This window comes from Marisediminitalea oceani, assembly GCF_003731635.1.
GTDB lineage: Bacteria > Pseudomonadota > Gammaproteobacteria > Enterobacterales > Alteromonadaceae > Alteromonas > Alteromonas oceani.
On record NZ_RCUA01000070.1, the window covers coordinates 152,055 to 167,607 of the forward strand.

General features: G+C 46.6%; 11 protein-coding genes. 7 read left to right on the forward strand and 4 right to left on the reverse strand.

All coding sequences use genetic code 11. The annotated features are described in order from the left end of the window. Positions 1–7: 7 nt before the first annotated feature. Positions 8–1,639, reverse strand: a complete 1,632-nt coding sequence (locus tag D9T21_RS18285) for a CTP synthase (protein ID WP_123326660.1) — start codon at positions 1,637–1,639, stop codon at positions 8–10. A 225-nt stretch (positions 1,640–1,864) separates the two neighbouring features. Continuing rightward, positions 1,865–4,417 carry a DNA mismatch repair protein MutS gene (gene mutS, locus D9T21_RS18290; protein WP_123326661.1) on the reverse strand — a complete coding sequence of 851 codons (2,553 nt, stop codon included), beginning with the start codon at positions 4,415–4,417 and terminating at the stop codon, positions 1,865–1,867. A 98-nt stretch (positions 4,418–4,515) separates the two neighbouring features. Here mutS and D9T21_RS18295 point away from each other — a divergent pair, with 98 nt between their 5' ends. The 7 genes from D9T21_RS18295 (at position 4,516) to D9T21_RS18325 (ending at position 13,141) form a co-directional block, all read left to right on the forward strand. After that, complete coding sequence (locus D9T21_RS18295) at positions 4,516–5,043, forward strand: CinA family protein (protein ID WP_123326662.1); 528 nt, start codon at positions 4,516–4,518, stop codon at positions 5,041–5,043. A 161-nt stretch (positions 5,044–5,204) separates the two neighbouring features. Beyond that, positions 5,205–5,882: a recombinase RecA gene (gene recA, locus D9T21_RS18300; protein ID WP_277423868.1), complete on the forward strand. Its 678-nt coding sequence runs from the start codon at positions 5,205–5,207 to the stop codon at positions 5,880–5,882. 71 nt (positions 5,883–5,953) lie between these two features. Then, positions 5,954–6,985, forward strand: coding sequence for a recombinase RecA (gene recA, locus D9T21_RS18305; RefSeq protein WP_123326663.1), 1,032 nt, complete (start codon positions 5,954–5,956; stop codon positions 6,983–6,985). A 90-nt stretch (positions 6,986–7,075) separates the two neighbouring features. Further along, positions 7,076–9,121, forward strand: a complete 2,046-nt coding sequence (locus D9T21_RS18310) for a hypothetical protein (RefSeq protein ID WP_123326664.1) — start codon at positions 7,076–7,078, stop codon at positions 9,119–9,121. Then, complete coding sequence (locus tag D9T21_RS18315; RefSeq protein WP_164464754.1) at positions 9,121–11,376, forward strand: site-specific integrase; 2,256 nt, start codon at positions 9,121–9,123, stop codon at positions 11,374–11,376. Before D9T21_RS18310 ends, D9T21_RS18315 begins: the two co-directional genes overlap by 1 nt. Beyond that, complete coding sequence (locus D9T21_RS18320; protein WP_123326666.1) at positions 11,369–11,914, forward strand: hypothetical protein; 546 nt, start codon at positions 11,369–11,371, stop codon at positions 11,912–11,914. Before D9T21_RS18315 ends, D9T21_RS18320 begins: the two co-directional genes overlap by 8 nt. Next, a complete protein-coding gene (locus tag D9T21_RS18325) occupies positions 11,915–13,141 on the forward strand; it encodes a tyrosine-type recombinase/integrase (protein WP_123326667.1) in 1,227 nt (408 codons plus the stop codon). It begins immediately after the preceding gene. A 337-nt stretch (positions 13,142–13,478) separates the two neighbouring features. On the opposite strand, the gene istB is transcribed toward D9T21_RS18325, so the two are convergent. Together istB and istA are read right to left on the reverse strand one after the other, a co-directional pair. After that, a complete protein-coding gene (istB, locus tag D9T21_RS18330; RefSeq protein WP_071979584.1) occupies positions 13,479–14,213 on the reverse strand; it encodes an IS21-like element helper ATPase IstB in 735 nt (244 codons plus the stop codon). 9 nt (positions 14,214–14,222) lie between these two features. Then, the coding region (gene istA / locus D9T21_RS18335; protein ID WP_123326820.1) for an IS21 family transposase at positions 14,223–15,553 on the reverse strand (1,331 nt) is incomplete at its 5' end.

The window sequence follows — 15,553 nt, forward strand, 5'->3', positions numbered from 1 at the left end:
CTATAAATTAATGATTTTCTTTCTGATACGTTTGTGCCGCTGCCACGAAACCAGTAAACAGCGGATGGCCGTCACGGGGAGTTGATGTGAACTCCGGGTGGAACTGACCGGCCACGAACCACGGATGATCCGGGATTTCAATGACCTCGACAAGGCGTTTATCGGTGGACAAACCACTCACCTTAAGGCCTGCCGCTTCGATTTGGTCACGCAGGTTGTTGTTAACTTCGTAGCGGTGACGGTGACGCTCGTAAATTTCTTCGTTACCGTAGGCGGCATGTACCTTGCTGCCAGGGATCAGGTGACACAGCTGACTACCCAGACGCATGGTGCCACCCAGATCGGAGGTTTCGTCACGGGTTTCGGTGCTGCCGTCTGAGTCGAGCCATTCGGTAATCAAACCCACCACCGGATACGGTGAGCTGGGGTCAAACTCGGTACTGTTGGCTTTTTCCATGCCGACTACGTTGCGGGCAAATTCAATCAGCGCTACCTGCATACCTAAACAAATACCTAAATAGGGCACTTTGTTTTCGCGGGCATAACGGGCTGCTGCAATCTTGCCTTCGATACCGCGTTCGCCAAAGCCGCCCGGGACCAGAATAGCATCCAGGTTTTCAAGGATTTGGGTGCCTTTTGATTCAATGTCCTGTGAGTCAACGTAGTGGATATTTACCGTCAGGCGGTTTTTCAGGCCAGCGTGTTTCAGTGCTTCGTTAACCGACTTGTAGGCATCCGGTAACTCAACGTATTTACCCACCATACCGATGTTAACTTCACCTATCGGGTTAGATTCTGCATACAGCACCTGTTCCCATTCGGTGAGATCGGCCTCCGGGCATTCCAGACGGAACCGATCCACCACCAGTTGATCAAGGCTCTGCGCTTTAAGCGCTGCCGGGATGCGATAAATACTATCAACGTCTTTTAATGAGATAACCGCTTTTTCAGCCACGTTGGTAAACAATGCAATTTTGGAGCGTTCTGAGGCAGGCATAGCACCTACCGAACGACACACCAGAATATCAGGCTGAATACCAATAGAGCGCAGCTCTTTGACGCTGTGCTGAGTGGGTTTGGTTTTAAGCTCGCCGGAGGCTGGCATGTAAGGCACCAGCGTTAGGTGCATAAACATGGCGTGGTCGCGGCCCACTTCGGTACCCAACTGACGAATGGCTTCGATAAACGGTTGTGACTCGATGTCACCCACAGTACCGCCGACTTCCACAATAGCCACGTCGTGGCCCTGTGCGCCTTCGATAACGCGGCGTTTAATTTCGTTGGTAATGTGCGGGATAACCTGAATAGTGGCGCCCAGGTAATCACCGCGACGTTCGCGACGCAATACCTCTTCGTAAACCCGTCCGGTGGTAAAGTTGTTACGTTTGGTCATACGGGTGCGAATAAAACGCTCGTAGTGACCTAAGTCGAGATCTGTTTCTGCTCCATCATCAGTTACAAAAACCTCGCCATGCTGAATGGGGCTCATGGTACCTGGATCAACGTTAATATACGGATCCAGCTTAAGCATGGTCACGGTGAGACCGCGTGCTTCAAGGATAGCGGCAAGGGATGCAGCAGCAATGCCTTTACCAAGCGATGAAACAACACCACCGGTGACGAAAATATAGTTTGTCATGCGAAACCTAAGACGTTGGGTTATATTTTTGGGTAAAACGTTGTTTTTAAACAACACTGTAGACGGCGCAACAGTATACCCAATATGGCGCTTTCACACAATTATAACAGCTCTAAAAGATACTGTTTCCTGGTGTTTTATACAAGGGGACTGATTTTAAACGACTTCCGTTTTCGGGAAGCCGTTTAACCGTTTTTTAAAAAAGCGGGCTTTTTGGTAATTTTACTATTTTAGCTGTTTTAGCTCATAAATCAGCGCTAAGGCCTGTTTTGGCGTAAGTTCATCAGGATCCAGTTCCTCAAATGCCTGCTCCAGGGCGCTTATTTTCACCGGTAATTCAGCGGGCTCTTCCGGCAACAGGCTCTGCTGAGCCGGCGCTGGGGTGAGTGTTTGTTCGCTGGCCGAGACGGTGTGCTGGCTTTCAAGTGTCCGGAGCCGGGCTTTAGCCGCATTAATCACGGCTTTGGGCACACCCGCCAGCTGCGCTACCTGCAGGCCATAGCTCTTGCTGGCGGCGCCTGTTTCAACCGAGTGCATAAACCGAATGGTGTCGTCGTGTTCAACTGCATCAAGGTGTAAGTTTTGTACGCCTGGTAAGGTATGGGTAAGCTCCGTCAGCTCAAAATAATGGGTGGCGAATAAGGTAAATGCCTGTAACTGAGTGGCGAGATACTCGGCGCAGGCCCAGGCCAGTGACAGGCCGTCGTAGGTGCTGGTTCCGCGGCCAATTTCGTCCATTAATACCAGCGAATAAGGCGTGGCATTGTGCAGTATGTTAGCAGTTTCTGTCATTTCCACCATAAAGGTAGAGCGGCCAGAGGCAAGATCGTCTGAGGCGCCGATACGGGTAAATATTTTATCCACCGGGCCGATTTCGGCCGACTCAGCCGGTACGTAGCTGCCTATATAGGCCAGTAACACAATCAGTGCGGTCTGGCGCATAAAGGTCGATTTACCGCCCATGTTGGGGCCGGTAATAATTTTAATCCGAGAGTCTTTATCCATATTGAGCGGGTTGGGAATAAACGGTGAGTCCATGACGTACTCAACAACCGGGTGCCGACCTTGTTGGTAAGTTACACCTGGTACATCTGACAAGTTGGGGCAGTGATATTCCAGGGTTTCCGCACGTTCAGCCAGGGTGATCAGCACATCCAGCTTCGCCAACGCGGCGGCACTGGTGATCAGGGCATCAAGCTGTGGATTGATTAACTCAAACAGCTCCTCATAAAGTCGCTTTTCCAGCGCCAGAGCGCGGCTTTGCGAGGTGAGCACCTTATCCTCATGCTCTTTCAGCTCCGGCGTGATGTAGCGCTCGTTATTCTTTAGCGTCTGGCGGCGAATATAGCTGGCCGGTACCAGGTGACTATTGGCACGGGATACCTCAATAAAGAAACCATGCACTTTGTTATAGCCTACTTTTAGCGTGCTGATGCCAGTTTGTTCCCGCTCCCGGGTTTCTATCTGGCGCAGCAGTTCGGTGGCGCCATCGGATAGGTCCCGCAGTTCGTCAAGCTCAGCGTTGTAGCCAGGGGCGATTACGCCGCCATCACGAATAACCACCGGCGGGTTATCAATAATGGCGTTATTCAGTAAGTCCGACAGTTCAGGGAATTCACTGATTTGCTCACTTAAACTTTTAATGAGTGGCGCGCTAAATACACTCAGCCCTTGTTGAAGTTCGGGCAGACTGGCCAGGGCGTTACGCAGGCGAGCGAAGTCCCGCGGCCGCGCTGAGCGCAGCGCCAGGCGAGCCATAATACGCTCAATATCGCCAATGTGTTTTAACTGACCGGTAAGCGTCGGATAATCTCCATTGAGAAAATCGCCGATGGCCTGCTGACGGGCATTAAGCTCATTCCGGTCGGTAATCGGCGCGTGCAGGAAGCGCTGTAGTAAGCGACTGCCCATAGCTGTTGCCGTGTTGTCGAGCACGGCAAACAGCGTGTGTTCGGTGCCGCCGGATAAATTCCGCGTTAGTTCAAGGTTTTTGCGCGTGGCCGCATCCAGTTGCACCCGGGTTGATTGCTGCTCAAGCGTGATAGCACGAATATGCGGCAGGGCCGTGCGCTGGGTGTCTTTAACATATTGCAGAATACAGCCAGCGGCACTGATAGCCAGGGTAATATTGGTTAAGCCAAAACCGGTGAGTTCACGGGTGCCAAACTGATTATTAAGCTGTTGCTCTGCGGTTTGTTGATCGAACTCCCATTCGGGGCGGCGGCGCAGGCCCTTGATATGATCAATCTTCGACAGCCAGTCGAAGCCTTCGGGGTAGAGTAATTCTGCCGGGTTGAGGCGTTGTAATTCGGCGGTGAGCATGTCGGTGCCACTGAATTCACTGACTAAAAAGCGGCCGCTGGTGATATCCAGCCAGGCCAGGCCGAATTGATCCTTAACGCTGTAAACCGCTGCCAGTACATTATCCTGGCGTTCGTCAAGCAAGGCTTCATCGGTAACCGTGCCCGGCGTTACAATACGCTGGACCTGGCGCTCCACCGGGCCTTTACTGGTCGCCGGGTCGCCAACCTGCTCGCAAATCGCTACCGATTCGCCCATTTTTACCAACCGCGCCAGATAACTTTCTACCGCATGATAGGGTACACCGGCCATGGGAATGGGCTCGCCGCCGGATTTACCCCGGGCGGTGAGGGAGATATCCAGCAGCTCGGCAGCGCGCTTGGCGTCGTCATAGAACAATTCGTAAAAATCGCCCATGCGATAAAAAAGTAAAATGTTAGGGTGCTGCGCCTTTATATTCAGGTATTGGCGCATCATTGGCGTGTGTGATTCCAAGAATGCCTCAGCTTGCTGGTTGCTTGCGATTGTGGTTTTGACCAATAATACGGTCTCAATGTTATGAGTGTATTATTCCTATGAGCCAGTCATTTTCAACTTTTTCGAGACAGCAGTTGGATATAAATACGTTAGCTGAACAGATTTTGGCCATTGGTGAAGCGCTACGGCAAAAGGGCTGGTCGGTTTCCTGTGCGGAATCCTGTACCGGTGGCGGGGTGGCCTATGCGTTAACGTCGGTGGCCGGCAGCTCTGATTGGTTTAATCAAAGCTATGTTACCTATTCTAATCTGGCAAAACAGACTCTGGTGAACGTAAGTGGTGACACTCTGGATAAATTTGGCGCAGTGTCGGCCGAAACCGTGCGCGAAATGGCCGAAGGCACAGCCCGGCAAAGCGCAGCGCAATGTACCGCAGCGATCAGTGGCATTGCCGGGCCGGGCGGTGGCAGCAAAGAAAAACCGGTAGGGACAGTATGGTTTGGCTTTTACTTAAACGGTGTAACCGATACAATCCGCCGCCAGTTTGAGGGTGACCGGGAAGCGGTCAGAACCCAGGCCATTGAGTTTGTTATTGCAACACTGCACCACAGACTAGTTGCGAAATAAACCAGGCGTGATGAAATAAAGAAAAGGCAAAAAGCATATTGCACTGTATAATCATACAGTATATTATGCAGTCATTATTTTAGTGATGATCAGCTTAGCGGCTGCATCAGTAAAAGCAACTGCGGATAACGCAATCAGAACAGAATAACGAGGGGTTTTCGGTGGACGACAACAAATCTAAAGCACTAACGGCAGCGGTCGGTCAGATTGAAAAGCAATTTGGTAAGGGCGCTATCATGCGTCTGGGCGACAACCAGGCAATGGACATTGAGTCTATTTCTACCGGCTCACTGAGTATTGATATTGCGTTGGGCATCGGTGGATTACCTTGTGGCCGGGTGGTTGAGATCTACGGTCCTGAGTCATCAGGTAAAACAACCTTAACCCTGCAAGTTATTGCTGAAGCGCAGAAAAAAGGTAAAACCTGTGCGTTCGTGGATGCCGAGCATGCGTTGGATCCTGTATATGCTGAAAAGCTCGGTGTAAACATTGACGATCTGCTGGTTTCTCAGCCGGACACGGGTGAACAGGCACTGGAAATCTGTGACATGCTGGTGCGCTCCGGGGCAGTAGACGTAGTGATTGTTGACTCGGTTGCCGCGCTGACACCGAAAGCAGAAATTGAAGGTGACATGGGTGATTCACACGTTGGTCTTCAGGCACGTCTGATGTCGCAGGCGCTGCGTAAACTCACCGGTAACATTAAGCGTTCCAACACATTGTGTATCTTCATTAACCAGATCCGAATGAAGATTGGTGTGATGTTCGGTTCGCCTTTAAATCTAGCAAAAAAGTTGTTCAAGCCGATGGGTGGGTGGGTAAATACTGAGTTTGCGTAAGCAACTTATCCGCTTGAACAATTTACAAATCATTTTCTAGCAGTTATAACAGTTTTTAGGAGGCCAAGATAATGGCATCAGATGATAACAGAAACAAAGCACTTGCTGCTGCATTAGGTCAAATTGAGAAGCAATTCGGCAAAGGCTCCATTATGCGTCTTGGCGAGCAGGAACAGGTCGCTATGCCTTGTGTAAGTACAGGTAGCCTTGGGTTAGATATTGCACTGGGTATCGGTGGTCTTCCTTATGGCCGTATTGTAGAGCTGTACGGGCCTGAGTCTTCCGGTAAAACTACTCTAACATTGCAAATTATCGCCAATGCGCAACGACAAGGCAAAACTTGTGCCTTCGTAGATGCAGAGCACGCGCTTGACCCTGTCTACGCTGAAAAATTGGGCGTAGACCTCGACACGTTATTGGTATCTCAGCCCGATACTGGTGAGCAAGCGCTGGAAATTTGCGACATGCTAACGCGCTCAGGTGCGGTTGACGTCATCATTGTTGACTCAGTGGCTGCACTGACACCGAAAGCCGAGATTGAAGGTGAAATGGGTGACTCACATGTTGGCCTACAGGCACGTTTGATGTCTCAAGCGCTGCGTAAGTTGACTGGTAATGTGAAAAATTCGAACGTTTTGATGGTTTTCATCAACCAAATTCGAATGAAGATTGGAGTCATGTTTGGAAATCCTGAGACGGTAACCGGTGGTCAAGCCCTAAAATTTTACTCTTCAGTACGTATGGATATTCGCAGAATTGGTGCCGTGAAAGAGGGAGATGAGGTCGTTGGCAATGAAACTCGTGTGAAAGTGGTTAAGAACAAAGTTTCCCCTCCATTTAAACAAGCTGAGTTTCAGATCATGTATGGTGAAGGGACTTCTCTTCAGGGCGAAATCGTAGATTTGGGTGTGAAACTGGGCCTTATCCAAAAGGCCGGTGCTTGGTACAGCTACGGTGAGAATCGAATCGGACAAGGTAAAGCTAATACCATCAAATGGCTTAAGGAAAATCCAGAGGTATCCAATGAGATCGAAGGAATGATAAGAGAAAAGCTGATGCCTGATTTAAAAAAGCCAGAAAAAGCTGCTGAAGAACTAAAGTAATAGAAAAGCGGGGAGGCTTTGTCTCCCTGATTCTCTTGGCTGGATATGATAGTAACTACGGATAAAGGCAAACCCTATTCACTAGAATCCATGGAAACTGTGTTTTCTGAGGATATTTTAAATATTGTAAAGAAATACAGATATCGAATTATCACGGGCAGTGATAGAACTGTCTACCAGCGTATCGATGGACTAAAGAAGTGGGTTGACTATCTCAAGGATAACAAAGACGGCACTGCTCAATTTTTACAAACCTTCCGTGTCGGTCAGAGGCCTTTAGAAAACGATTGGTTGACGCACAGAATACAGTTGTCACGGCATTTCCAGATTGCATTTCCATCCATTACAACAAGACAAAAACACATCTCAGCAGTGAATTGGTGGCTCAAATTTTTTTCGGATTTTGGAATAGCACCGCAGGCTAATGGGCTTCCGCACCCTGACTTACTGACTGAGGCACATATGGACGTACGGCCAAAAGGTAAGAAAAAAACGGTAATCGATTACGCTGTACCCGATTCACTCTCCTCAGTTAATATTCCAGAGAAATATCAAGAGTATATCTCCGACTATATCGATTCTGTGGCGAAGGATGACCCCGATGGTGAGGAGAAGATTTCTCTTCTTGTAAATGCGGTCTATGAAATAGCCATGTCAGATTCGCCATCTTCTCTTGATTCATTCTCAAAGCTAGTCGAGGAGGCAATAGCACGCCGTCTAGTTAGAATTCGCAATAGAGCTGAAAGCGCCTTTACTAAAGCTCTTGAAAAGCGCTCATATTGGATAAGTGAAGCAAAGAAAGGAAAGGAGCATTATAACAACATCATTAAATGGTTGGACTGGGAGAAAAAAGCTGGTGAAGGTAATACCAATCCTTATACAGCCTCTCTGGATAACCTCAGCAACGATGAAGTTTTGCAATCATTTCTTTACTGTCTAGTTGAAAAAGAGAGCCCTTATTATGGTGTTGGGTTTAGATATAGCTTCCTCCCTAGATTCAAATACAATCGAATAAGAAAATATCTTCAAAAACGTAACCTTCGAGTGGTGGCCCAAGACTTCGTTGAGATGGTCGGTGCAAGTAAAGAGTTACTTGTTTCAGCGCAAGTTATCTTAGTCGATGAATTAAATGCCAATCCTTCATCAGTCAGGCAGTTGAAACGTGACGATGTAGTGAAATTCAGCGAAGATTTAATTGAAACGTCGTGGGTAAAAGCGAGAGCGAATTATAAGCGTTTAGGGCTCGTAGAGCTTGCTTTATCTGAAGGCGATGAATGGAGAGCTGCGCACGCTACTATTGATGAATTGAAGAAAGCTACTGAGCCTTATTCGGGCTATGCCATACCCGAAAATAAGGGTAATTTGTTTTTATATAATTACCAAAATTCTACAGGATCAAATAGGCGAAAACAGGGTAATGACGTTGTTTCAACACCAAGCGAAAATTGGTTTAATGAATGCACCCAAGCGTTATTGTCAGATGTAGCTGAAGGCCTGACGGCGAGAAGCATTAGGGCATCCCGTATCCTGCTTGAAGGTCTGCAAAAAGGCTTAGCATCAGCAAAAGCAAAAGGGCGTCATGTCACTGAGCTGGTCACAAGAAAACACTATCTGGATAAATTGGCGTACTCCAAAAAACTTGAAGATGACATTCGTGTATTTATGGAGTGGCTTGAAGCGTTGATTGTCGTTGACATTGAAGATTACGCGATCAAAGCGGGATATGACGAAAAGAAGTTTGCTTCACTCCAACAAAAAATAAAGGAAGATGGCTTTGGAGGCATTGTCTGTAAGGATCCTAACGCTGGATACCAAAAAGGGACCGTCGCTGGAGATGGCTGCGGGTTATTTTTAAAATGCCTTACATGTAAACAGCGCTCATCAGTCTTTTTCGCCAATAAACAAAACATCACTCAGATGATCCTATGGTCCCGAGCATTGGCCTCCTATGTTAAACCTTTAAATTCAAAGGAAGCATCCAAGTTTTACATGTGGTGTCAGTTCATAGATACCATTTATGAAGAGCTTCAAGGTGATCTTATGTACTCAGCCATTCTGGCGGAGTCAGAAAATGCTGCTGATCATTACGAAGCTAAGTATGAAAATCCTTATACACCTGTACTTAAGGGGATGTAGTGATGATTAACGTAACAATGTTATTCCCAAAACTTAAGGGTGTTGGCGACGGTTTTCCGAAGAGGTTTGATTGGCTTCATACACCATTTGATGATGATACATGGGAAGTATCAGACCCTAAGAGCGAATCAAACCCTGATCGAATAACAATCCAGTTTGATGGTGTCTTAGCTGCTTCGCTGAAATTTAGTGATGTAAATGGGCTAGTCGATGATCTGAAGCGGAGTCTGGTCGTGTCTGTTGAGCTAGGCAGGTCCACAAGTGAATTTGGGAAAGTCGGTAGCTTAAGTCGCATGAGAAGTCATGTGAATGAGCTTAAACGAATAGTCAGAGAGCTTTGGAACATATACGGTTCACTTGAAAATATCGATTCTGATGATGTTTCAGACATTATTAGTAACTTGGCCAAGAATGAATCTGCTGCTTTAGGTTACCCAAGCAAACTAAGAGCTTATTTTGAAAATAAAGATATTTCATCAGTGCCAGTTACGCTGGTACAAGACAAGCGACGCCCTTCGGCAGCAGATAGAGACAGAATCTATTTTGAATGCGGAATACATCCATACAGTGCACGTTCCTGTCCTGCGTGCCGTGAGATTATTCAAGCCTGTCATGAGAAGCTGGCGTTGTATTATAAAACGCCATTTGAACAGCTCGTGTTCGAAAAGAGGGAAGGTGAACTTGTAGGTGAGAAACTATTCAATGATAGGGTCAAAGTGCTTCGAGTCTTTGCAAATCAATCCATGGTGTCAGGGTTATTTAGAAACCCATTGCCTTTTCAGCCATCAGCTATCGACAGTGATCAGGTATTAACACTCGCAAAGAAACTCAGTAGGGCCAAATCAGCGAAACGAACCCGCAACATCGAGGTCTCTACCTTCCTCAAGGTCATGGATGCTGCTGCACGCTATGTGGTGGATTACTCAGAAATTCTATTCAAATGGCACGACTACCTAGTCGCAAATCAGCAAGATTATATTGATAAGGCCGAACCATCAAAAGTAATGGGGGCAGTCCTAAGGAACGAGACTCAAAACCATCCTTTATCAGAATTGCCAGCATCCCCTTTTCCATTAAATGGACTAAACCCGTCTCCTACAGTGAAATCAGATTTTTCTAATGAAGTTAGTGAAAAAATGAACGCACTGATTAGAGATGGGGTTAAAGATTCAGAAATCGCAAGCGCTGTTGGTCTTACAAGGGTGCAGGTAAGAAACTTTAGGGGAACAAAAGCTTACTATGGCCGCGATTTACCGACATCTGGTATTTCACTTTACACGGCGATGTACAACTATTTACCCCTTTCATGTGCTTTGATTCTATTGGCATTTACCGCAGGTCGTGAAAAAGGTGTTTACGGATTAAAGCCTGACTGCATTAAGGAAACAGAAGGGCAACTGTGGATAGAAATGTATGTTCACAAAACGCTGCGTCAATATCAGCGCTTTCCAGCGGTTAAGTTAATGGAAATGGCAGTCAACGTTCTCAGAAGATTAAGTGAGCAGTACAGAATAGAGACTGGAGAAGAAAACCTTTTTAAATTTCAAAGCCCACTCTTCAATGGAACAATTGGATTTAGGTTTGATGGAACGATGGAGCACTTTTGTAGAAACGCATTAAATCTCTTCGATGACGCTAATGTTGAAGCATTCAAATTTAGTGAACATCAGTTCCGACGCTTCTTTGCAATTATGTATTTTTATCGTTATGAAGCTGGAGACTTTGAGGCATTGTCACACCATCTCAGGCATCTTAGCTACCAGATGACAATGGTTTACTTATCTGAGAGAGAGCAGGGTGCGATTCTTCGTGATGAGCAGAACAGAAAAGTGGCACGTCTTGCTAAAAGAGCAGTTAATGGGGATCAATCGTTGTCTGGCCAAATGGTGGATGAGTTGATTCATCTGTTTAAGGACCAGCTGATATTGGAAGGTGGCCAATACGAGGATGACATAGACAGTGTCGCCGCCGAGGACATTGATCTGGTTATCGACTTCCCACATGCAAAAGGGCTGTGCTTCGGACGGACACCAAGGTTTGTTTATCGAGCAAAGTGCAAAGTAGAACGAGATGGTGTGGTCTTGCCGTCCATTCTGAGCTCCTCAGAAGGGCTATGTCAAGATTGCCCTAACTTCTTAGGGGTATGTGAGATTAAAGGCAATTTCGTTCCTCAGAGAGCTTCAGAGGAGATATTTAGGGTTGGTGGCGACCTTTTAGATGCTGCTACTAAAAAAGGAGTATCAGTAAATGTCTAAAAACACAGTAGCACTAAAGGAGCGTAATGAGGCTAAATCCGAAGAAGTATTTAAAGCCCTTAAAGAAAAAATAATTAAATTGGAAGACGTTTTAGATGACTTAAGAGCTAATCCACTGGGCAATTTTTCACAGCTTACCAGTGTAGTAAAGCTGCTTGAGTTTGAGGGGTATGATCTACCTAATTTGATTACTAGCAGAACAACTCTCAGTATCAAACACAAAGATTTGAAAAAACGCTACGAGAACTTGGCGAGCGCTGTAAAGGAAATCAAAGAAGATCCTGCCTCAATAGATCCCTTGTTTACCTCCAAGGTAAGAGAGGCTCTCAGAGCCGAATTCCAACCTGAAATTGATGTGCTAAATGCCGAAGTTGAGAAGTATGCAGAACTACTGACTGCTGAACAGGCGAAGCGTCAAGTAGCTGAAGAAAGCTCACGACGTTTTCAAAAAGAAATCAGGAGATTGGAAAAGCAGATTAAGTTAGCAAACGAAAAAATTCGTACTTTAACCGCTGACGGCAATATCAGGAGCGTTTAAGTGTTCAAGGTAATAAAGTGTGGCGAGCAGTTTTCAATCAATGGTGTTGATGCGCCCTATTTTCCAATGCTTGTTAATATTGAACTTGAACCTGATGAAGCCTCTTTATATGAGGTGAATAGTTATCTGAGAAGCTTTGCCACAAAACGCAAAGGCGTAGAAAAAGCTAAGCGCATTGCTGCGGCACTGTGCCGCTTTTTCAACTATCACTATTACGTTCGGGTAAGAAGGGTTGCCGAGGAAATTGTGGCTTACACGATTATTGATGAGAGTATCATCAAAAGATATCAGGAATGGCTTAAGCTGAAATCCGATCTTGGTGAGGCTAGTTCCAGAAATACTGAAATAAAATATATCTACCATTTTTATTGGCATCTTGAGCACAAGGTTGGAGCTATCTCTGGTGTTATTGGTATACCTGATGGTGTTAGAGGACTTACATATGGACTTCCTGTTCGTAAAGCAACCGCAAGGCAGAAAACTGATTTTTTAGTCCCTATTTTAGAGAAAGAAATCTCTAAACCTGCTAAGCCAGATACCAAATATACTGATTGGGAAGCTGCTTATATAAGAGCGTCATCTAAAAAATGCCCTCTTTCAGCTCGTGATGCGTTAATGATAAGGGTGATAATAGATACCGCATTGCGAAGAGAAGAGTTAGCTACACTTACGACTAATTTATTTGATGATCCACCACCAATTGACAGTAAATATGCGTTCGTAAAGCTAAACAGGTCCAAGTTCGACGAGTCAAAAGGACAACGGCAAGCGCCTTTTCCGGTTGAACTCTACCGTAAAATAAAACAATACAAGAAAACCCATAGGCGTAAGCTAAAGAAGGAAGGTGTCAACGATGGAAAAGCACTTTTCCTATCAAATCGTGGGAGTCCGCTTGGGTTGACATCCGTTAATTACGTTCTTAACAAATATGGACTAAGACCTCACGATGGCAGGAAATTATCTTTGACTGAATTGTTTATTGAGCGCATCGAATTGGGGATGTCAAGAGACTTAGCAATAGCAGAAGTGGCTGAAATTGCAGGACACTCAGCGAAGTCACGAGGGACGACTCTGGAAGAATACTATCTAGAGGCGAGCAGGATACTCGAAGCAAGGCAGCTCAAAGCAAAGTCAATAAGGGAAGAAGATACTAAAGAAATGCAAATTCAAAAACTTGAAGCAAAGATTGAAGAGCTCCAAAAGAAGCTTCGTGAATCTACTGCTTGAGCAGCGCCGCGTCCTGCGGCGATATCCATCCATCCTTGGATTTCCGTCAGTCATGTTCCAACTTTCTGTCATGCGCGTCGTTCCAAACGACGCGGTGTTAGATCAATAGGTTATTGGTTTAGCAGGGTGGTCTTACTAGTAGCTTTGGCATTTGAGTGACGCGCAGCGTCCTGCTGCGCTGTTCAAATAATATTATTGCCTAAGTTCTACTGCGTATTAGGCATTTCCCGATCACTAATTCCGGCCTCTCGATCACCCCAATTCTGATACACCCGATCACTGGTATTATGGCTTGCCCGATCAGTAGTTGTGGCAGACCGCAGTCTGCCACAGGTATTTACCTCATGGTTTGTTGCTTTCTCATTGACTCCCCAGTGAGGGTTATCCGGTGAGCATTGTGGATGAGGCGATCTAGTAGCGCATCGGCAACCGTGCCGTTACTTATCATTGAATGCCATTGCTCTACAGGTAGCTGACTACAGATGATGGTGCTACTTACGCCGTGCCTGTCTTCTACCACCTCCAGTAAGTCTGTTGCCTGTTTGACGGTGAGTTTTTCCAGTCCCCAGTCATCCAGGATCAGTAGCTGTTGTTTCGCTATCGTTGCTAGCTGCTTGGTGTAACTGCCATCAGCGTGGCCGATGTGTAAGTGCTCGTTTAATCGTGGTAATCGCCAGTAACCAACACGTATTCCCTGGCGACACGCTTGTTCACCAAGCGCACAAGCTACATAGGTTTTACCGCCACCTGTGGCTCCGGTAACAATGATATTCTGATGATGACTAAGATATCCGCCATTTAATAAATCGGCCATTCTTGGCTTTTGTAATCCGCGGCCATTGTCGTATGACAGTTCTTCCGGTGTTGCATTTAACCTGAGTCGTGCCTGTTTACGAAGTCGGTTGATGCGGTTTGTCCGTCTTTGGTTCATTTCATGGTCAACCAGCAGGGACAACCGTTCCTCGAAGGCTAATTCACAGTAGGTGTTGGGTTGAGCGCGTTGCTGTTTTAACATATCCGCAATCCCTGTCATGCGCAGTTGCTGTAATTGTTGGATGAGTAGATCGTTCATTTGAGTTCCTTATTTGTAATATTTAGGGCCGCGGATGTTGTGATGAGTGAGATTGGGCGTTTCAACGTCATCCACTTTCGGGGCATTATCAAGGTGGGTGTGCAACAGCGATTTCACGCTGGCTCGACAGGGATTACCTATATCAATAGCCCGGCGACAGGCTTGTTCCAGGCGACTTTCGCCGTATTTCTTTGCAAGGTTAAGTAGCCCAAGGCAGGCCCGATAACCTTGCTCTGGATGTGGTTTGCTTTGCAGAATGGCGTCGGTGACTTCAAGTGTGGAAGGGCCGATCTGCTTTGCCCAGTTCTTGAGTCTTCCGGGTGACCATTTCTGATGCTGATGATTGGCAGGCATATGCTCATCAACACAGGTAAAGCCACCTTTTCGGTCACTACGCATGTGTTGTGCAATGCACTCGCGTTGGTAGTAAATCCGAATAAGCCGCTTAGAAGCCTGTATTTCAACTGACTTGCCGACAAAGAGGTGAGGAACTGAGTAGAAATGGTCTTTGTACAAGACATGGTAATCAATACCGACTCTGGCAATATGGATTTCAGTGTATTCCCATGGTGTTGTGGGTAACGGGGCCAGCTCTGGTTTATCCAGCGATTCAAACAAGGTTTGTCGGTTTCCCGGTAATCGCTGGAATGGTTTCTGATTCAGTTCATGCAGTAACGCCCGAATAGCAACATTAAGGCCTGATAAGGTATGGAAGACCTGATGCCGCAATTTTGCCATTATCCATCGTTCCACAATGAGTACGGCATTTTCTGCTTTCGCTTTATCTTTTGGCTTCAGAGGTCTTGCAGGCATCACGGCGCAGCCATAATGATTCGCTAATGACTGGTAAGCTGTATTCAACTGAGGTTCAAATCGACAGGCTCTGGTGACCGCTGACTTGAGATTGTCCGGTACCAGCAATTGCGGCACGCCGCCGAAGAAGGCAAACATAGCCACATGCGCCTCCAGCCAGCTTTCGAGCTTCTGGTTTTCTGTGGCAATCGCAAAGGTGTAGTTTGACGCGCCCAGTACCGCAACAAAGACCTGGGCATTACGCACTTCTCCGGTGCCGGGATTTACAATCGGTAATGTCGGCCCACAGAAGTCGATAAATAGCTTCTCGCCTGCTTTATGCGTAAATCGCATCGAGCGCTTTTGCTGGGATTTCCATTCACGATAATTGTCGCAAAACTGGCTGTAGCTATAGCAAGCATCAGGGTAATTAGCCTGATATTCCTCCCAGAGCAGCAGTTTAGTTACACCTTTACGCCGCAGTTCAATATCCATCAGGCCATAATCAGGTTTAATACGGCCCGCTTTCCTGTCAGGATAAAGTGACT

Excerpts from the sequence above, each read along its gene's own strand:
- D9T21_RS18320 (WP_123326666.1), top strand. The coding sequence starts at position 11,369 with ATGTCTAAAAACACAGTAGCACTAAAGGAGCGTAATGAGGCTAAATCC.
- recA (WP_123326663.1), top strand. The coding sequence starts at position 5,954 with ATGGCATCAGATGATAACAGAAACAAAGCACTTGCTGCTGCATTAGGT.
- D9T21_RS18295 (WP_123326662.1), top strand. The coding sequence starts at position 4,516 with ATGAGCCAGTCATTTTCAACTTTTTCGAGACAGCAGTTGGATATAAAT.
- mutS (WP_123326661.1), bottom strand. The coding sequence starts at position 4,417 with ATGATGCGCCAATACCTGAATATAAAGGCGCAGCACCCTAACATTTTA.
- D9T21_RS18310 (WP_123326664.1), top strand. The coding sequence starts at position 7,076 with ATGGAAACTGTGTTTTCTGAGGATATTTTAAATATTGTAAAGAAATAC.
- istB (WP_071979584.1), bottom strand. The coding sequence starts at position 14,213 with ATGAACGATCTACTCATCCAACAATTACAGCAACTGCGCATGACAGGG.
- D9T21_RS18285 (WP_123326660.1), bottom strand. The coding sequence starts at position 1,639 with ATGACAAACTATATTTTCGTCACCGGTGGTGTTGTTTCATCGCTTGGT.